The organism is Hydrogenophaga sp. YM1, from assembly GCF_016903055.1.
Lineage (GTDB): Bacteria > Pseudomonadota > Gammaproteobacteria > Burkholderiales > Burkholderiaceae_C > Hydrogenophaga > Hydrogenophaga borbori.
This window is the reverse complement of sequence record NZ_CP070223.1, coordinates 2,598,429-2,614,819: the sequence shown is the minus strand read 5'-3', so window position 1 is coordinate 2,614,819 and position 16,391 is coordinate 2,598,429. Positions and strand designations below refer to the sequence as shown.

Genomic DNA, 16,391 nt, shown 5'->3' with positions numbered 1-16,391 from the left:
ACACCTAGGGCGTACTTTCGCCTCCTACCGCCGCTTTCTTGCCGTTAGACTTCATGGATGCAATTTTTTATGCATCCATGAGTAATCACACTCCCCCTGCGCCTGGCGCCCCGAAGCCGGCCACGACCATCCGGCAAGAGGCCTGCGGCCTCGCCGCCGTGCGCCGGATCGCGGCCATGCTGGACCTCGATCCAGATCGGTTCTCGCCCGGCGAACCCTTGCCACGCGGCTGGCAATTCATCCTGCTGGGAGCAGACACGCGGCGCTCCGAGCTCCGCGCCGATGGCTTTCCCGGGCTCGGGGTACCGATGCCTGACCTCGGCCTGCCGCAGTTGATGCTGGGGGGGCGCACAGTCGCCTTTCACGCGGACATCCCCATCGGAGCCAGCCTGCGCCGTACCAGCGCAGTGAAAGAGATCCGTCACAAGGATGGTGAGGGCGGCCCCATGGCCATCGTCACCTTGGGGCACGAGTTGTGCCTCGAAGGCCGGACCGACCCGGTGTTGTTGGAAACGCAGACCTATCTGCTGCTCTCGCAACGGCGGGCCACTCACTCCAGCCCGGCCAGCATTCCAGGGCTGCTCGGCAGGCCCGAGCACCAGACCACCGTCGTACCCGACGAAACATTGCTTTTCCAGTACTCGGCGATGGGATTCAACTCGCATCGAATCCACCTGGATCGCGACCATGCGCGCGCTGTCGAAGGTTTCCCTGATCTCGTGGTCAACGGGGGGCTCGCAACGCTCCTGCTTACGGAATTCCTGCGTCGCGACCTGGGGCTGATCCCGGCTTCGTTGAAGGTCCGTCATGTCGCACCGCTGTACTGCAATAGACCCATCACGCTCACCGCCCAAAGGGACTCAGAGCAATGGCATCTGAAAGCATTCGACGACCGCCAACAACTGGCCGTCGACATGGAGGTGACTGTCCAATGAGCTTCGAACCCCTGAAGGGCATCCGCGTACTCGATCTGACCAGCGTGGTCGTCGGGCCGGTATGCACGTGGCGCCTGGGTCAATACGGCGCGGAGATCGTGAAGGTCGAAGGGCCCGAAGGCGACCTGATGCGCGGCCTTGGAGGCATTTCTCCCACCGGCCAGCACTCCGGCGCGTACCTGCACTTCAACCGCGGTAAACGCAACATCGGTCTCGACCTCAAGAAGGACGGTGCCCGCGAAGCGCTCGCGCGACTGATCGCATCGGCCGACGTGATCGTGGCCAACATGCGACCGCAAGCGCTTGAGCGCCTGGGCATCGACGCTGCCACCGTGCGTGCTCGACACCCGGACAAGATCTACTGCCTGATCACCGGCTATGGCACGGATGGCCCATACGCGGGGCTGCCCACTTACGACAGCGTGGTTCAGGGCGCCACTGGCATGGCCGGCCTGATGCTTGCGCGCGATGGTGCACCAGCCTATGTACCCATGCTGATCTGCGACCACGTGGCAGGCGAGATCGCGGCCGGCTCCATCCTCGCGGCCCTCACGCAGCGACAAGTCAGCGGTGCTGGCTGCACCATCGAAGTCCCGATGTTCGAGACGATGGCTGCCTTCGTGCTGCAGGAACACCTGGCGCAGCACAGCTTCGACCCACCCGTGGGCCCCCCAGGCGACTTGCGCCTGTTGAGCCCGCACAACAAACCCGTCAGGACGGCAGATGGGTGGATCTCGTTCACGATCAACACCGACCCGCAGGTGCGTGCCTTTCTGAGCGTGACCGGCCGGCATGACCTGCTGGATGACCCCCGCTTCAACAGCGTGGCCGCGCGCGCGAAGCACGTCGCTCAATGGTTCGAGATCCGTGGCGCACCCCTCACCCAACGGACAACCGCGGAATGGCTCAAGCTGCTCCGGGACGCCGACATCGCCGTGCAGCCCTGCCACACGCTGGACACCCTCCCCCACGATCCGCACCTGGAAGCGGTCGGCCTTATCGACTACGAGCAGCATCCCACAGAAGGACGCACGGCAGCCATTCGAGCGTCCATCCGGGTCGATGACCAGTACCTGCCCCGCCGCTCGCCCGCGCAACCCAGGGGATCTGACACGCGGGACCTGCTCCAGGAGATTGGCTATTCGTCCCAGGAAATCCAGGCGCTGCTGGGCAGCGAGTCGGTCCAGGTCGGGTAGCCCGATGTCCGACGCAACCGATCGCGTGAAATCGGCCGCTGCAGCGTCCAGCGAAAATGGCGTCAACTGCCGCGCCTTGAAGGCGCGACCCCGATACACAGAGGCAATGCGATGAAAGACGATCCGAACGAGACCAGCACCCTGGCCGAGGCAGAAAGCCGCTCCTATTCGGCACCGGCGCTCGAAAAGGGCCTGGATATCCTCGAGACGCTGTGTCGCAGCGAGGGGCCACTTTCGCAGAAGGACCTGGCTCAGCGTCTGGGCCGCAGCGTCGGCGAGATCTACCGCATGCTGGCGTGCCTGGTCAATCGCAACTACGTCACGCTGGTCGACGAGACCAGCTACGGCATCACCACCAAGCTGTTCGAGCTGGCACACATCAATCCGCCCACGCATCGACTGCTGTTCGAAGCCACACCGATCATGCAGCGCCTTGCCAGCGAACTTGATCAATCCTGCCATTTGACGGTGTACGGACAAGGCAAGCAGGTCGTGTTGTCCAAGATCGACACCCCGAGCGGCATGGGCTTTGCTGTGCGCGCTGGCGCTGAACTCGACGTGCTCATCTCCGCATCGGGCCGAGTTCTTCTCGCATTCCAGGACGAGGAGACTACCAAGTTGCGCATCGAGGAATCGCTGCAGCGCCGGCCCGAGCAAGCCGACGTCCAGATCGACAGCATCCTCAATCGGATCCGCGTAGCGGGTTACGAGTCGATCCCCAGCGTTCAGGTGCGTGGTCTCTGGGCCGTGAGCTTCCCAATCCTGGATACGCAAGGCCGCGCGATCGCGGCATTGACGGTCCCTTACGCGGAAAGGCTGGACCAGCAGCAGCGCAAGTCGATTCCCGAAGTGATCGAAGCGCTCGGCAGCGCCGCAAAAACCCTGTCGACCCGCATCGGCGGCATGGTGTCGTCGACCGGATTGAATGCCATCGAGCGCGAAGGCCTTTCCAAGCGACCCGCCAGGGGGCGCTGATCGCCACCCGGCCTTGCGCTCAGACACCCATGTACTGATGGACGATGTCGGGCGATGCGCGCAAAGCCCGGGAATCGCCACTCCAGACGATGCGTCCTTTCTCGATCACGTAGTGTTGATCTGCCAGGTCCATCAGGCGGCGCACGTTCTTGTCGATCACGATCTGCGCGAGCCCGTCCTGCTTGAGCTGATCCAGCGTGCGCCAGATCTCTTCGCGGATGACGGGCGCCAGGCCTTCGGTGGCCTCATCGAGCACCAGCAGGCTGGGGTTGGTCATCAGTGCACGGCCAATCGCCAGCATCTGCTGCTCGCCACCCGAAAGCTGCCAGCCCAGGTTGTTGCGTCGCTCCTGCAGCCGGGGAAAGAATCCGTAGACGCGATCAAGGCCCCAGGAGGCCTTTTGGCGCTGGCTGCCCGCAGGACTCGCATTACGTGCCGTGGCCACCAGGTTTTCCTCCACCGTGAGCTCTGTGAAGATCTGACGTCCTTCGGGCACGATGGCCAGGCCCTTTCGAGCGATCCGGTGCGAGGGAAGTCCATTGACCCGTTCTCCGCCGATGCGGATCTCGCCTCCCAGCGCAGGCAGCATGCCGAACAGGCACTTGATGGTGGTGGATCGACCCATTCCGTTGCGTCCGAGCAGGGTGACCACCTGACCAGGCTTCACATCGAAGCTCACGTCGAACAGAACCTGCGCACGGCCGTACCCGGCCTGCAGACCACGCACATTCAGAAAACTTTCGCTCATCTCGTGCGCCTCACACCGATTCTTCGCCGAGGTAGACCGCGCGCACCTCGGGGTGGGCACGAACCTCCTCCACGGTTCCAGTGAACATCACACGCCCATAGACAAGCACCGTGATCCGATCAGCCAGCGAGAACACGGCGTCCATGTCGTGCTCCACCAGCAGGATGGCGTACTGCCGCTTCAGGCGCTGGAGCAGCGCCACGACAGCTGCGGACTCCTGAACGCTCATGCCCGCCATGGGCTCATCGAGCAGCAGGAACTTCGGCTTCGCCGCAAGCGCCATCGCCAGCTCGAGCTGCCTGCGTTGACCGTATGCCAGCTCGCCCGCCACCCACTCGGCCTGAGCGCTCAGCCCGGCCAGGTCCACCGCCTCGCGCGCGTTGGCCAATGCCTGCGGATCCGACAGCATGGGACGCCAGAAGCGCCACACGCTCGAACGAACCGCCATGGCTGCCAGCACTGCGTTCTCCAGCACGGTGAACTCCTCAAATATCGAGGTGATCTGGTAGGAACGAAGCAAGCCCGCACGCGCGCGCAGGTGCACCGGCTGCGGCGTGAGGTCGTTGCCCTGGAAAACCACGCGCCCCTGATCGGACGCGAGTTCACCGCTCAACTGGTTGATCAGCGTGGTCTTGCCCGCGCCGTTGGGACCGATTACCGCATGCAACTCGCCCGGGCGCACATCCAGGCTCACGTCATCGGTCACCAGCAATGCCCCGTACCGCTTGACGAGGCCATGTGTCTGCAATGCCGTCATGGTCAGTGGCCCTCCGATACGGCGGCGGTGGACGCCGCCCGGGCCTTGTCGCCACGCGCGTCGAGGGCGGCCTCGATCACGCCCACGATGCCACGCTTGCCCATCAGCGTGAACAGCACGATCAATGGACCGAACACGGCCATCCAATGCTCCGTCCAGGCCTTGAGGATCTCTTCCAGGCCGAGGTAGAGCAAAGCGCCGACCACGGGTCCGAATACAGTGCCCATACCACCGAGCACCACCATGACGATGAGTTCGCCAGAGACCGTCCAGGCCATGGAGCTGGGTGAGGCGAAGGCATTGAGGTTGGCCAGCAACAGACCGGCCACGCCACAAACGGTGCCCGACAGCACAAAGGCCACCAATTGCACTTGCCGCGTCTGCAACCCCATGGCATTGACGCGGCGCGGGTTCTGCCGGCTGCCGCGCAGCGCCATGCCGAAGGGTGATGCACGCAGCTTTGCCATCCACAGCGTCAGTGCGGCCAGCACCAGCCATGCCGCGACATACACCTTGGTGGTTCCGCCGAGATCGAAGGGGCCGAAGACGCTGGTCGACATGATCGCCAGTCCGTCGTCACCACCGTATTGCTTCAGGCTCACGAAAAGAAAGTAACCCATCTGCGCAAAGGCCAGCGTGATCATGATGAACGCCATGCCCGACGTGCGCAGGCTCACGACGCCCACCGCCAGTGCCACCAGGCCGCAGGCCAGCAGCGCGAATCCCAGATGCGCGAAGCCATTGGCCACGCCATAGTGGGAAGGCAGCGCCACCGCGTAAACGCCCAGCCCGAGAAAGAGCGCGTGGCCAAAGCTCACCAGCCCGCCATAACCCAACGCCAGATTGAGCGCTGAAGCGGCCACTGCGTAGATCAGGATGCGTGCGAAGAAGGAAGTCCAGAACGGTTCGTCGATGACAGCTGCCACAAAGGGCACCGTCGCAAAGCTGGCAAACAGGATGATCGCGACCAGGGTAGTCGGTGAGAAAAAGGATGCGGATTTCATGCGATTTACCCCTTCAACCCTTGCGGGCCGGGAACAGCCCTTGCGGCTTGATCGCGAGGACCGCGGCCATCAGGAGATACACGCTCATGGATGCCAGCGCGGGGCCGGCGGCATCAGCCACCGAACGCTCGAATACCTGGCGCAACAGCAACGGCAACATCACGCGCCCCAGCGTATCCACCAGACCCACGATAAGCGCGGCGTAGAACGCACCGGAAACCGATCCGATGCCGCCGATCACGATCACCACCAGCGTGGTGATCAGCACAGGCTCGCCCATGCCCGACTGCACCGACAGCAGCGGCCCGGCCATGGCACCTGCAAGGCCCGCCAGTGCCGCGCCGACACCGAACAGCATGGCATTGAGAAAGCCGATGTTGACGCCCAACGCGCCCACCAGTTGCGGATTCTGGGCACCGGCGCGGATCAACATCCCGATGCGCGTCTTGTGAATCAACAACCAGGCGCCAACCGCGACCAGCAAACCGGTGACGATGATCGCGAAGCGGTAGGACGGGTAGCTGAAGCCGAACAGGTTCACCGTACCCGCCAGGACTTCGGGAACCTCGACGAACATGGGTTGTGGCCCCCAGATCAGTCGAACCGCCTCGTTGAAGAACATCACCAGGCCGAACGTGGCGAGCACATGGTCGAGGTGATCACGCCGGTACAGGCGGGCAATGATGGTTCGCTCCAGCACCAGGCTGATGACCAGTGCAACGCCCATGGCCGCCGCAATCGACGCAAGAAAGGAGCCCGTCTGGCCATAGGCCACGGCGGCAGCATAGGCGCCCATCATGTAGAGGGAACCATGCGCCAGGTTCACGAAGCTCATGATCCCGAATACCAGCGTCAGCCCCGCGGCCAACAGAAACAGCAGGACGCCGTACTGAAGGCCGTTGAGCAACTGCGCCAGCAACAGCGTCGCACTCATGATCGCCTACCGGTTCAGAGCGTGCACTGGGCAGCGTAGGGGTCGACGTGTGCGGTCAGCGGCACGCCGATCTGGCGGGTCACAGGTTTTCCACCTTCGCGAACCGTCTCGAACGCGTAGTAGTTCTGCACCGGCATGTTGTTCTTGCCGAAGCGGAACGGTCCGCGAACCGATTTGAACTCGCTGCCCGCCGCTTTGACCGACGCGGCCAGCTTGCTGGCATCGCCACCGGCTTTCTTGAAAGCCAGGTCGAGCACATTCGCGGCGTCGTATCCGGCCGCGGCGTACAGGCTGGGTGTGCGCTTGAATCGCGCCTCGAAGGCACTCACGAACTTGCGGTTCTCGGGCGTGTCCAGCGACGCGTCGTACATGGCGCCGCCAACAACACCAACTGCGGCATCCCGCAGCGATGGCAACGTTGTGCCGTCGACGGTGAACACCGAGTACATCGGTAGCTTGCCGGTGAGACCCGCCTGGTTGAACTGCTTGACGAAGTTGATGCCCATGCCACCTGGATAGAAGACAAAGACCGCCTCTGCACCCGATGCCTGCAACTGCGCAATCTCTGCCGAGTAGTCAGGCTGGTTCACCTGGGTGTAGACCTCATCGACGATCTGCCCTTTGTAATGACGCTTGAAGCCAGCCAGCATGTCCTTGCCAGCCTGGTAGTTTGGGGCCATCAGGTACACGCGCTTGATGCCACGGTCCTGGACAAACTTGCCCATTGCCTCGGCCGCACCATCGTTCTGCCAGGCCATCGAGAACAGGTTGGCCTTGCACTGGGCCCCTGCGATCGGTGACGGGCCGGCATTGGTTGCAATCGTGACCACGCCCGACTCCACCAGGCGCGGCAAGCTGCCCATCAGCACGTTCGAGAACGACAACCCGACAATGGCATCCACTTTGTCGCGATCAATCAGCTTGCGGACGGCCTGTTGGCCCACCTCCGGCTTGAGCTGATCGTCTTCGCGCACCACCGCGGCAGGCTGACCACCGAGCTTGCCTCCCAGTTGATCGAGCGCCAGCAGGAAGCCATCGAGCTGGTCCTGCCCCACCAGGGCCTGGGGCCCGGACAATGGGGCGACGAACCCGATCTTGGTCTGCGCAAATGTGAGGCCACAGAGGCCGACCGTCAGCGCGGCGGCCACCGCCACTCGAGGAAAGAGTCTGTTCATGTTTGTCTCCGGGATGCAATAGGGCAAAGGAAACCTCAAGACCCGCATGAAGACGGGTCCGGAAGCGGCGATGGAAGACCGGCTCTAACCGATCTGAAGAAACACGCGACTGCCTTCAATGCGCACGGGATACGTGCGCAGCGGCTCGGTCACCGGGTCGCAGGCAGGTCGACCGTCACGAACGTCGAACTTGCCTTGATGCAGCGGACACTCGATTTCATGGCCATCGAGGAAACCATCACAGAGCCGAGCATTACCGTGCGTGCAAAGGTTGTCGGTGGCGAAAACGTCTTCGCCGACGGTGTAAAGGGCAATGTCCTTGCCGGCCACCTGTATGCCGATCACGTCATCGTTAGGCAGATCATCAGTGGCCAGTACATCGAACCAGGGGGCGGCATTGCTCATGGACAACCTCAGATGGGATAGATGATGGAGTTGGGGATCATCTCGCTGTCATAGATGCACTGACGCGATTCGAACTTCAGACCCTCGGACGTCTTCACCACGGTGTCGATGTAGCGACCCACGTTGAACACGGTGCTCGCCTCGGACAGCTTGGTGCGCAGCACAGCGTAGTTCGCCTCGCACTGGTAGCGACCGTTGTCTGCATGACGGACCACGGGAGTGCCCACCACGTGTCGCTGGTAGTACGGGTCATGGAACAGCGTCTCCCGGATACCGTAAACCCGGTCCTTCAACATGCCCTTGCTGGTGAAGGAGAGCGTGGCGAGCGGAAACCCGCGCTCGTGGTTCTCGCGAGGCTGCAAACGGTAGACGCATTTTTCGGTAAAGAACTCGGGCCACAGGTCCCACTGACCAGAGTCCACGGCAGCGGCGTAGTCAGCGTAGAGCTGATTCAGCGCGAGCCAGTCATCGAAGCTCATCTTGCTGCTGATGCTCATGATCTTTAGGCCTCCATCACGTTGCGCCAGTAGCGGTACATGCCGCGAATCAGCGTCTCGGTCACCATGTGTTCGGTGTTCTCGACCTCTTTGCCCCCGAGCTCGGCCACCGCGCGGTGGAAGGGCTTGCTCTCGAATCCTTGCTGCGAGAACTCGATCACCTCACCATCATCTGCACTCACGAAACCTGCGGGTCCAAAAAGGTTGGCCTGGCGCAGGCGGCGCTGGGTCATCTCTTCCGTATCGTCCTCAAAGCCGAAGTGCGTCCACACGAAGTCGAAGCTGCCGTGTCCGTTGGGCTGGATGTGGCGCGTGGACACACTGTTGACCTGCTGTTGCAGGATCACGCTCGGGAAGATGGTGGTCATCACCGCCGTGGGGCCACCCCACCAGGGTTCTGGGACGATGTCCAGGAAACTCGGATCGTTGAGCTGCATGCTCTCCTTGAAGCTGGACACCTGCGTTACCTGGTCCGCCTTGCCTGCGTTGCCACGTGTGCTGATCATGGCGGCGTGGCGGAACTTGTCGTCCATGCGCAGCTGCGACTTGTTGTCGGCGCGCCAGAGGCCGAAGGTCACGAACCAGGTGTGCAGCAGGCCTGGGTGGTACGGATCCTTGATGTTCTCCTGCATCAACTTCCAGTTGCCCGGAATTCGCTGGCGGTTGTAGCCGAGGATCTTGAGCTTTCGCCCGTTGAAGAGGCGGTCAAAGTAGCCCAGGATGGTCGGGCCCAGGTATTCCTCGAGCGATTCGACGTCGTGATCGAAAGAGGCGAAGACGACACCGCCGCGCACCGCCACCTTGAGTTTGGTGAGTCCGTGGTCGCTGGTCTTGAAGTCCGCCGGCATGCCACCGTGCACCTGACCGTCCTGTTTCACCCCGCGGCGGAAGGGGACACCCTGCAGGTCACCCTTGAGCGTGTAGTTCCACTGGTGGTAGGGACAGACGAATTCCTTGCGATTGCCGTGGCGTTCCCGGCAGAAACGCATGCCACGGTGCGCGCACACGTTTTCCACCACGTTGATCTGTCCGTCGGCATCCCGGGTGAGGATCACCGAGCGTTCCCCCACCACGGTGCGCTTGAAGTCACCCGGATTGGGCACCTCGGCTTCCAGGCCGACGTAGCACCAATGCCCCTTGTAGAAGAAGCGCTCAAGCTCGCGTTTGTAGAGCTCCTCGTCCGTATAGGCGAGGAACGGGATGCGGTGGGTACCCTCGGTTTCCCATTGCGGCTCGCGCGGAAAGACCTTGATCGTCGCTTCCATCGTTGTCTCCTTGGAATATGCCCTGGCGTTCAGGGCGTGACCTTGACCTCGATCGGCTCCAGGCCGGCGATCGCGCCGACCATGGTGTCGCCGGCCACGACGGCGTTCACGCCCTCGGGCGTTCCCGTCATGATGAGATCGCCCGGCTCCAACGCTTCGTACGCCGACAGATGGGCAATGCATTCGGCGACCGACCAGATCAGCTTATCGATGTCCGACGACTGGCGCGGCTGACCGTTGACGGTCAACGTGATGGCGCCCGACTTGGGGTGACCGATGTCGGCGCTGCGGTGGATCCGGCCGATGGGCGCCGACAGCGCGAACGATTTCCCGAACTCCCAGGGACGCCCTTTGTCCCGCGCTTCAAGCTGGACGTCGCGGCGCGTCATGTCCAGACCCACGGCATAGCCGTAGACCAGGTCGAGTGCCTTGTCGACGGGGATATCGCGCCCGCCGGCACCGATGGCCACCACCAGTTCGATCTCGTGGTGGTAGTTGCGCGTCATGCTCGGGTACGGGACGGTGGCTGGCTGTGCAGCGTCCACCACCGCGTGGGCAGGTTTCATGAAGAAGAACGGCGGTTCACGGTCCGGGTCCTTACCCATCTCGCGCGCATGGGCAGCGTAATTGCGCCCGACGCAGAAGACACGGTTGACCGGAAAACGCTCCTCCCGGCCTGCCACGCTAAGCGTGTGCACACGGGGTGCTGCAACAGCAAGATTCATGAATGTTCCTTGTCTCTGTGTGGGGTTAGAGGCGTTGTTCGCGCCACAGTCCAAGCGCCTGCTGCACAGGGCGATCGGAGAAGCTGAACAAGATGGTGTCTCGCTCGGCCTGGACTTCAACCGAATGCCACGAGGGAACGACGAACACATCGTTCTCCTCGAAGCGCCAGTGGTTTTCGCCGACCTTGACGTGGCCCGCGCCTTCCAGGCACACATACACGGTGGCGTCGGTGCTTCGGTAAGGCTTGGTCTGAAAGCCCGCGGGCAGGTGCTGGGCGAAAGCGCCGATGGTCGGCATTGGCGATGCGCCGGTGGCCGGATTGACGTAACGCAGCTTGAATCCATGGTGCGTATCTGGTGCACCATGGGCGATGGCCTTGAGCGACTCGCGCGTGCGAGCAAAGGGGTACACGAACACCTTCGTGGGGTCGGTCGGGCGCGGGGCGTAGTCCAGCGGCACCATGTTGGCGCCGTACCGTGCCAGGGCATCACCTTCGGGTCGCAAGGGCCGCTGCGTCTGGTCTTCGCTCTTTTCGGCAAACCCGGCGTCCAGAAACCTCACGATCGGGATGTCCAGACCGTCCAGCCAGACCACAGGTTGGTCACCCTCGTTGCCATGGTCGTGCCAGGTCCACGCAGGCGTGATGATGAAGTCGCCACGGCGCATGGTGGTTCGCTCGCCATCCACCGCGGTGTACGCACCCTCGCCATCGAGCACAAGGCGCAACGCGGATTGTGTGTGTCGGTGCGCCGGGGCCACCTCCCCAGGCAGGATCAGTTGCAAGCCGGCATACAGGGTCTGCGTGATGCAGGACTGTCCGCGCAGTGCTGGATTTTCAAGAATGAGAACGCGCCGCTCGGCCTCCTCCGCCGTGATGAGGCGACCGGCCTCCATCACCTGCTCCCGGACCTGCCGATAGTTCCATATCGCGGGCTTGGCTTGCGTGCGCGGGTGCGGCGGCACGAGCGCAGACAGCACTTCCCACAGCGGTGTCATGTTCTCTGCGCTGATTCGACTGTAATACTCGTAGCGCTCGGCCTTGGCCGCAGTCTTCGGACTGGTTGCAGTGTCCATGAACGGTCCCCTTTTCAAGTGCCTTGGGTATAGAACGCGTCGGCGTATACGTGCTCGGGCGTGATGCCCTTGTTGCGCACCACCAGCGTGGCCGCTTCGACCATGGGTGGCGAACCACACAGATAGGCTCGCCAGCCATCCAGATCACCAAGGTCGTCCTCAATAGCCTTGGTGACCAGGCCACATCGATGCTTCGAAGGAATGCCACCTGAGCTCACGACGATGTGCGTCTTGAGTTGCGGGTGTTCTGCCTGCAACGCTTCAAGATCGTTCAGTCCGTAGATGTCCTGCGGCGATCGCACACCGAAATACAGGTGAATGGGGTTCGTCATGCCGTCCCGGACGGCGCCGCGCAGGATCGACAGGATGGGCGCCAACCCTGTTCCGCCCGCCACGCACAACATCGGTCCTTCGTGTTTGCGGCGCAGGTAGGCCGAACCCAGCGGGCCGCTGATGCGCACCGAATCGCCCACCTTGAGCGTGTTGGCCACATAGCCGGTCACCCGTCCATCTGGCACCAGGCGGATATGGAACTCGTAGAGCCCATCGCCACTGAGGCCTGCCATCGAGTACGGCCGAATGTGATCGGGCGTGAACTGCAGCTGCACGTACTGGCCGGGCGAAAAATCGATCGGCTTGGCTGGCCTAAGCAGCAGCCGCTTGATGTCGTGAGTGAGGTCTTCGATCGCCTCGACCGTGGACTTGACGATGCGTGCCGGGTGGACCACCACCTCGTCGGGCTCGGGAATCTCGATGGTGCAGGGCTCGGTGATGTAGGTGCGGCAAGCCAGAACATAAGAATCTCGTCCCGCGCCAGGGCGCTGCTGATCCACGCCGCCTTCGAGCACCTCCCCGTCCAGCACCTTGCAGCGGCAGGTTCCGCAGCGACCGGCCATGCACGAATACGACATGGGCACCTGCGCCTCGCGCAGCGCGTCGAGCAGGTTGGCACCGGCTTCCACGCGAATCACGCGGTTGAGAGGCTGAACGAGAACTTCCATGGGTGCAATGTGGCCATTGGGGGCTGCAATGGGGCGCATCTTCCCGCTTGCAGGCCGATCAGCCAATAGAATTCGGGAAATACATCACATCACGTTCAGTGATGAAGGAGACCCCCCATGGACCTCACCGACATCGATCTCAACCAGCTCGTACTATTTCAGGAGTTGATAGTGGAGCGGCGGGTTTCCAAGGTGGCGGAGAAGCTGGGCATCACCCAGCCCGCGGTGAGCAACACCTTGGCAAAGCTGCGCCGGACCCTGGGCGACGAGCTCTTTCTGAGAACGCCGGCGGGCATGGTCCCGACGCCCTACGCCGAACAACTCTCAGAGCCAATCGGCTACGCGCTGGGCATGATTCACAGCGGCCTGAACCAGCAGATTCGCTTCGAGCCGGCCAAGGTGAAGGGCTCCATGACGATCGGTATGACTGACATCGGCGAGATCGTTTTCCTGCCCACTCTGCTGGATCGACTCAAGCGCGAGGCACCGAGCCTGATGATCAACACCGTGCGCACCACGGCTGTCAACCTGCGGGAGGACATGGAGTCGGGCAAGGTCGATCTGGCCATCGGCTTGTTGCCGCAGCTCAAGGCGGGCTTCTTCCAGCGCCGCCTCTTCATGCAACGCTATGTGTGCCTGTTTCGCAAGGGGCATCCGCTGGAGAAGAAGCGCATGTCGCTCAACGAGTTCCGCGCTGCGGAGCATCTGGTCGTGATCACGGCGGGCACCGGACACGGCAAAGTCGACGAGTTGATCCGGCGCGCCGGGATCGACCGCACGGTGCGCCTGACCGTTCCCCACTACGTGAGCGTGGGGCACATCCTGCAGAGTTCGGATCTGCTCGCCACGGTGCCTGAGCGGTTGGCGCAAGGTCTGGCCCACCCTTTCGGCTTGACCTACGTTACGCACCCGGCCCGGTTGCCCGAGATCGCCATCAACGCGTTCTGGCACGCGAAGGTGCATCGCTCGCCAGCCAACCAGTGGTTGAGAGGACTGGTGTTCGAACTGTTCGCTCAAGACGCAAGTTCCTCGCGCCGTCGGCCGACCACCGGGGAACGCTGATGCGTAAGTGCCCTGAGCCGGTCCGCCAGGATCGGGCTCAGGGTTCCAACGGGGAGACGCTGCTCCCAGCGGGATCAAGTGCCGTTAGTTGGACTGTCGCCGGGACCAAACAACTTGCCGGCACCCGCCCAGTTCGAGGGTGCCACGTCTTCGAAGATGACGTAGATGTACTCGGCCGGGGTTCCGGTGCGATCAACGATGCTGCGGGTGATGTCCTCGGCCACCGCCTGTTTGGCGGCAGCGTCCTTGCCGCTGAACCAGGAAACGCGAACGACTGGCATGGTGGGTTCCTCTCAGGTTTGAAAAGGGTGTCAGGCCTTGCGAATCCAGGTCGGGGCAATGTTGGTGCCCAGGCCGGCGCCATAGCCGAGGTAGATATTCAGGCCAGCGAGGGGCTCGAGGTAGCGCGCGTTCTTCAGGCTGCCGGCGTCCACCACGGCAAAGCCCAGGCTTTCGGCCACTGCGCGCGCGGTCTGCTTGGCGCGCTCGCTGTCGCTGGCCAGGAAAACGCTCACGGTCTGGCCGCCGAGGTACGGGCCGTCGGCCAGCACCTGCGCGAACACGGTGTTGAAGCCCTTCACGAACGCTGCGCCGGGAAACGCTTTGGCGAGCTCTTCGCCGGCCGAGGTGCTGTGGCCCAGCGTGAGACCCATGTAGTCGGCGGTGAGCGGGTTGGTGATGTCCAGCACCGGCTTGCCGGAGAGGTCGCCCACCGAACGCAGGGCATCCACGGCATCGGCGTAGCCGGTGGCCAGCACCACGAGATCGGCATCGTCGGCTGCGCCGGCGGCAGCCACCGCCCTTGCACCCGTATTTGCAGAGGCAATGGCTTGCGCCTTGGCGCTGTCGCGCGCGGTAACGGACACCTGGTGGCCTGCGCGGGTGAGTTGCTTGACGAACGCGGCGCCCATGTTGCCAGCGCCAATGACCGTGATCTTCATGACATTTCCTTCGTTGAAGCAGCGACATCGCTGCGATGAGAAGGACTGTAGAAGTTTCGATCTCGGGATAAAACCACCTGCAAGTGGACGAACCTTCCCGAAATCTGGGACGATCTCGCCCATGGACAAGTTCATGGAAATGCGGGCCTTTGTGGCCGTGGTCGAGTCGGGCAGCTTCGTGAAGGCTGCAGACCACCTTGGTATGTCGAAATCAGCGGTCTCGCGACTGGTGGGCGATCTGGAGGCAAGGCTCGGGGTTCGCCTGCTGCAGCGAACAACACGCAAGCTCTCGTTGACCGAAGAGGGCGACGTCTTCCGCGAGCGTTGCACCGAACTCCTGAGCGACGTCGAAGAGGCCGAGGCCGAGATCACCGCCCGCATCGGCGAGGCCGCAGGTCAGCTGCGCGTCAATGTGCCCGTGACGTTCGGCATGCTCTACCTCGCGCCGCTGTGGCCCACGTTCATGGAGCGAAACCCGAAGGTCATGCTGGACGTGACAATCGGCGATCGCATGGTAGACCTCGTGGACGAGGGCTACGACCTGGCCGTGCGCATTGCCCGCCTGCCCAGCTCATCGTTGATCTCGCGCCGACTGGCCACTACCCGGCTGGTACTGTGCGCCTCGCCCGACTACTTACGCCGCCACGGGGTGCCGCGACAACCCACTGATCTGGGTCAGCATGCCGTGATCACGTACGCGCTGCTGGCCATGGGAGAGCATTGGCAATTCCAGGGTCCAGAAGGTGAAGTAACGGTCAAGGTGTCGCCCCGCATGCGAAGCAACAGTGGCGACACCTGCTGTGCGGCGGCGTTGCAGGGGCAAGGGCTGGTGCTGCAACCGACCTTCCTGATTGGGCCGCACCTGCTCTCGGGGGCCCTGGTCGAGGTGCTGCCGCGATACCGCTCGATCGAATTGGGTGTTTATGCGGTGTACCCGACACGTAAGCACGTATCTCCGAAGGTTCGTCTGATGATCGATTTTCTGGTGGAAGCTTTCCGCAAGCCCTCGTGGCCCGATTGAACTAGGGCGAGACGTAGAGCCAGCGCCTGAAGACACGCGTGAGCTGGGGCGCAATCAGCCATGTCATTGCTGCTACAACGAGCAGTGTCAACACGATCACCCGAGGCAGCAGCGGCCAGCTCGCAAGCCAAGGATCCAGCAGCTTGAACAAGACATAAACGGTCGGGCAGATCCCCAGCCATGTCACTATGGCCACTTTCCACCGGGGCGGCGGTCGAAGGCTCGATGAACCCGGGGGTTTGAACCAATGGGCCAGACCATTGATATGCCGGATCTGAGTCCCCCCTTCGACATGTGGCACTGTTGCAGCGATACCTAGTTGACGCTCCGGGGACTCCTGCCAGCGAGCCAAGTGTGTGGCTGAGTCGAACGCAAGGATCACATGGAACAACGGATCCTCGACATCCGGCTCTTCGCCCGGATGTACGAGCTGTGCGCCCAGGTAACCGTCAAAGCGAGAGGCGGCAGCCATCATGTGCTGGCAAGCCTGTTCGTAGGCAGCCTCGCTGCCTGGCTTGACGCGGCGGCTGACCAACATCATCACGGCATGTTCCTGGGTTTCGCTCACGTTGGCCGATCTCCGCACAGGTGGAACACCGGATTGTGTTCGCTGCGCAGGCCCCCATTGTTTCGTTAGCCGGGATAAAGCGTCTCGCGTGCGCCTCTTTATTGGTG

Annotated in this window: 19 protein-coding genes; 5 read left to right on the top strand and 14 right to left on the bottom strand. The window is 62.8% G+C overall.

From position 1 onward, the window contains the following. Positions 1–53 precede the first annotated feature (53 nt). From JNX00_RS12245 to JNX00_RS12235, 3 genes are all read left to right on the top strand, one after another. A complete protein-coding gene (locus tag JNX00_RS12245) occupies positions 54–935 on the top strand; it encodes a hypothetical protein (RefSeq protein WP_204742455.1) in 882 nt (293 codons plus the stop codon). Further along, positions 932–2,131 carry a CoA transferase gene (locus JNX00_RS12240; RefSeq protein WP_204742454.1) on the top strand — a complete coding sequence of 400 codons (1,200 nt, stop codon included), beginning with the start codon at positions 932–934 and terminating at the stop codon, positions 2,129–2,131. Before JNX00_RS12245 ends, JNX00_RS12240 begins: the two co-directional genes overlap by 4 nt. Positions 2,132–2,242: 111 nt before the next feature. Then, positions 2,243–3,106, top strand: a complete 864-nt coding sequence (locus tag JNX00_RS12235) for an IclR family transcriptional regulator (RefSeq protein WP_204742453.1) — start codon at positions 2,243–2,245, stop codon at positions 3,104–3,106. A gap of 19 nt (positions 3,107–3,125) precedes the next feature. Here JNX00_RS12235 and JNX00_RS12230 read toward each other — a convergent pair whose 3' ends face one another. The 11 genes from JNX00_RS12230 to JNX00_RS12180 all read right to left on the bottom strand — a co-directional run bounded on the left by JNX00_RS12230 (position 3,126) and on the right by JNX00_RS12180 (position 12,692). Next, the gene (locus tag JNX00_RS12230; protein WP_204742452.1) at positions 3,126–3,854 is read right to left on the bottom strand and encodes an ABC transporter ATP-binding protein; all 729 of its coding nucleotides are present in this window, start codon (positions 3,852–3,854) and stop codon (positions 3,126–3,128) included. A 10-nt stretch (positions 3,855–3,864) separates the two neighbouring features. Further along, entirely contained in the window at positions 3,865–4,611 is a 747-nt protein-coding gene (locus tag JNX00_RS12225; RefSeq protein WP_204742451.1) for an ABC transporter ATP-binding protein, read from the bottom strand. 2 nt (positions 4,612–4,613) lie between these two features. Then, positions 4,614–5,615, bottom strand: coding sequence for a branched-chain amino acid ABC transporter permease (locus tag JNX00_RS12220; protein WP_204742450.1), 1,002 nt, complete (start codon positions 5,613–5,615; stop codon positions 4,614–4,616). A gap of 13 nt (positions 5,616–5,628) precedes the next feature. Further along, positions 5,629–6,549, bottom strand: a complete 921-nt coding sequence (locus JNX00_RS12215) for a branched-chain amino acid ABC transporter permease (protein WP_204742449.1) — start codon at positions 6,547–6,549, stop codon at positions 5,629–5,631. Between the two features lie 14 nt (positions 6,550–6,563). Then, positions 6,564–7,724 carry an ABC transporter substrate-binding protein gene (locus JNX00_RS12210; protein WP_204742448.1) on the bottom strand — a complete coding sequence of 387 codons (1,161 nt, stop codon included), beginning with the start codon at positions 7,722–7,724 and terminating at the stop codon, positions 6,564–6,566. Positions 7,725–7,808: 84 nt separating this feature from the next. Next, positions 7,809–8,129 carry a non-heme iron oxygenase ferredoxin subunit gene (locus JNX00_RS12205; RefSeq protein ID WP_204742447.1) on the bottom strand — a complete coding sequence of 107 codons (321 nt, stop codon included), beginning with the start codon at positions 8,127–8,129 and terminating at the stop codon, positions 7,809–7,811. An 8-nt stretch (positions 8,130–8,137) separates the two neighbouring features. Then, positions 8,138–8,626 (bottom strand): aromatic-ring-hydroxylating dioxygenase subunit beta, encoded by a 489-nt coding sequence (locus JNX00_RS12200; RefSeq protein WP_239478132.1) that lies wholly within the window; start codon positions 8,624–8,626, stop codon positions 8,138–8,140. 5 nt (positions 8,627–8,631) lie between these two features. Further along, positions 8,632–9,891: an aromatic ring-hydroxylating dioxygenase subunit alpha gene (locus JNX00_RS12195; protein WP_204742446.1), complete on the bottom strand. Its 1,260-nt coding sequence runs from the start codon at positions 9,889–9,891 to the stop codon at positions 8,632–8,634. A gap of 29 nt (positions 9,892–9,920) precedes the next feature. Next, positions 9,921–10,616 (bottom strand): fumarylacetoacetate hydrolase family protein, encoded by a 696-nt coding sequence (locus JNX00_RS12190; protein WP_204742445.1) that lies wholly within the window; start codon positions 10,614–10,616, stop codon positions 9,921–9,923. 25 nt (positions 10,617–10,641) lie between these two features. Beyond that, positions 10,642–11,691 (bottom strand): gentisate 1,2-dioxygenase, encoded by a 1,050-nt coding sequence (gene gtdA, locus JNX00_RS12185; RefSeq protein ID WP_204742444.1) that lies wholly within the window; start codon positions 11,689–11,691, stop codon positions 10,642–10,644. 14 nt (positions 11,692–11,705) lie between these two features. Beyond that, positions 11,706–12,692 (bottom strand): 2Fe-2S iron-sulfur cluster-binding protein, encoded by a 987-nt coding sequence (locus JNX00_RS12180; RefSeq protein WP_204742443.1) that lies wholly within the window; start codon positions 12,690–12,692, stop codon positions 11,706–11,708. A 117-nt stretch (positions 12,693–12,809) separates the two neighbouring features. Between JNX00_RS12180 and JNX00_RS12175 the strand changes: the two genes are divergently transcribed. Continuing rightward, positions 12,810–13,754: a LysR family transcriptional regulator gene (locus JNX00_RS12175; RefSeq protein WP_204742442.1), complete on the top strand. Its 945-nt coding sequence runs from the start codon at positions 12,810–12,812 to the stop codon at positions 13,752–13,754. A 74-nt stretch (positions 13,755–13,828) separates the two neighbouring features. On the opposite strand, the gene JNX00_RS12170 is transcribed toward JNX00_RS12175, so the two are convergent. Then, positions 13,829–14,035 carry a 4-oxalocrotonate tautomerase family protein gene (locus tag JNX00_RS12170; RefSeq protein ID WP_204742441.1) on the bottom strand — a complete coding sequence of 69 codons (207 nt, stop codon included), beginning with the start codon at positions 14,033–14,035 and terminating at the stop codon, positions 13,829–13,831. A 30-nt stretch (positions 14,036–14,065) separates the two neighbouring features. After that, positions 14,066–14,818 (bottom strand): NAD(P)-binding domain-containing protein, encoded by a 753-nt coding sequence (locus JNX00_RS12165; protein WP_345774087.1) that lies wholly within the window; start codon positions 14,816–14,818, stop codon positions 14,066–14,068. Here JNX00_RS12165 and JNX00_RS12160 point away from each other — a divergent pair. Next, positions 14,817–15,716, top strand: coding sequence for a LysR family transcriptional regulator (locus JNX00_RS12160; protein ID WP_204742439.1), 900 nt, complete (start codon positions 14,817–14,819; stop codon positions 15,714–15,716). The two genes, JNX00_RS12165 and JNX00_RS12160, sit on opposite strands and share 2 nt — an antisense overlap. Position 15,717: 1 nt before the next feature. Here the strand turns inward: JNX00_RS12160 and JNX00_RS12155 are convergent, their stop codons facing one another. Then, positions 15,718–16,284, bottom strand: a complete 567-nt coding sequence (locus tag JNX00_RS12155; protein WP_239478131.1) for an antibiotic biosynthesis monooxygenase — start codon at positions 16,282–16,284, stop codon at positions 15,718–15,720. Between the last annotated feature and the right edge of the window lie 107 nt (positions 16,285–16,391).

Excerpts from the sequence above, each read along its gene's own strand:
- JNX00_RS12180 (WP_204742443.1), bottom strand. The coding sequence starts at position 12,692 with ATGGAAGTTCTCGTTCAGCCTCTCAACCGCGTGATTCGCGTGGAAGCC.
- JNX00_RS12165 (WP_345774087.1), bottom strand. The coding sequence starts at position 14,818 with ATGGGCGAGATCGTCCCAGATTTCGGGAAGGTTCGTCCACTTGCAGGT.
- JNX00_RS12235 (WP_204742453.1), top strand. The coding sequence starts at position 2,243 with ATGAAAGACGATCCGAACGAGACCAGCACCCTGGCCGAGGCAGAAAGC.
- JNX00_RS12230 (WP_204742452.1), bottom strand. The coding sequence starts at position 3,854 with ATGAGCGAAAGTTTTCTGAATGTGCGTGGTCTGCAGGCCGGGTACGGC.
- JNX00_RS12160 (WP_204742439.1), top strand. The coding sequence starts at position 14,817 with ATGGACAAGTTCATGGAAATGCGGGCCTTTGTGGCCGTGGTCGAGTCG.
- JNX00_RS12190 (WP_204742445.1), bottom strand. The coding sequence starts at position 10,616 with ATGAATCTTGCTGTTGCAGCACCCCGTGTGCACACGCTTAGCGTGGCA.
- JNX00_RS12200 (WP_239478132.1), bottom strand. The coding sequence starts at position 8,626 with ATGAGCATCAGCAGCAAGATGAGCTTCGATGACTGGCTCGCGCTGAAT.
- JNX00_RS12170 (WP_204742441.1), bottom strand. The coding sequence starts at position 14,035 with ATGCCAGTCGTTCGCGTTTCCTGGTTCAGCGGCAAGGACGCTGCCGCC.
- JNX00_RS12175 (WP_204742442.1), top strand. The coding sequence starts at position 12,810 with ATGGACCTCACCGACATCGATCTCAACCAGCTCGTACTATTTCAGGAG.
- JNX00_RS12245 (WP_204742455.1), top strand. The coding sequence starts at position 54 with ATGGATGCAATTTTTTATGCATCCATGAGTAATCACACTCCCCCTGCG.
- JNX00_RS12220 (WP_204742450.1), bottom strand. The coding sequence starts at position 5,615 with ATGAAATCCGCATCCTTTTTCTCACCGACTACCCTGGTCGCGATCATC.
- JNX00_RS12205 (WP_204742447.1), bottom strand. The coding sequence starts at position 8,129 with ATGAGCAATGCCGCCCCCTGGTTCGATGTACTGGCCACTGATGATCTG.
- JNX00_RS12225 (WP_204742451.1), bottom strand. The coding sequence starts at position 4,611 with ATGACGGCATTGCAGACACATGGCCTCGTCAAGCGGTACGGGGCATTG.
- JNX00_RS12215 (WP_204742449.1), bottom strand. The coding sequence starts at position 6,549 with ATGAGTGCGACGCTGTTGCTGGCGCAGTTGCTCAACGGCCTTCAGTAC.
- JNX00_RS12240 (WP_204742454.1), top strand. The coding sequence starts at position 932 with ATGAGCTTCGAACCCCTGAAGGGCATCCGCGTACTCGATCTGACCAGC.
- gtdA (WP_204742444.1), bottom strand. The coding sequence starts at position 11,691 with ATGGACACTGCAACCAGTCCGAAGACTGCGGCCAAGGCCGAGCGCTAC.
- JNX00_RS12210 (WP_204742448.1), bottom strand. The coding sequence starts at position 7,724 with ATGAACAGACTCTTTCCTCGAGTGGCGGTGGCCGCCGCGCTGACGGTC.
- JNX00_RS12195 (WP_204742446.1), bottom strand. The coding sequence starts at position 9,891 with ATGGAAGCGACGATCAAGGTCTTTCCGCGCGAGCCGCAATGGGAAACC.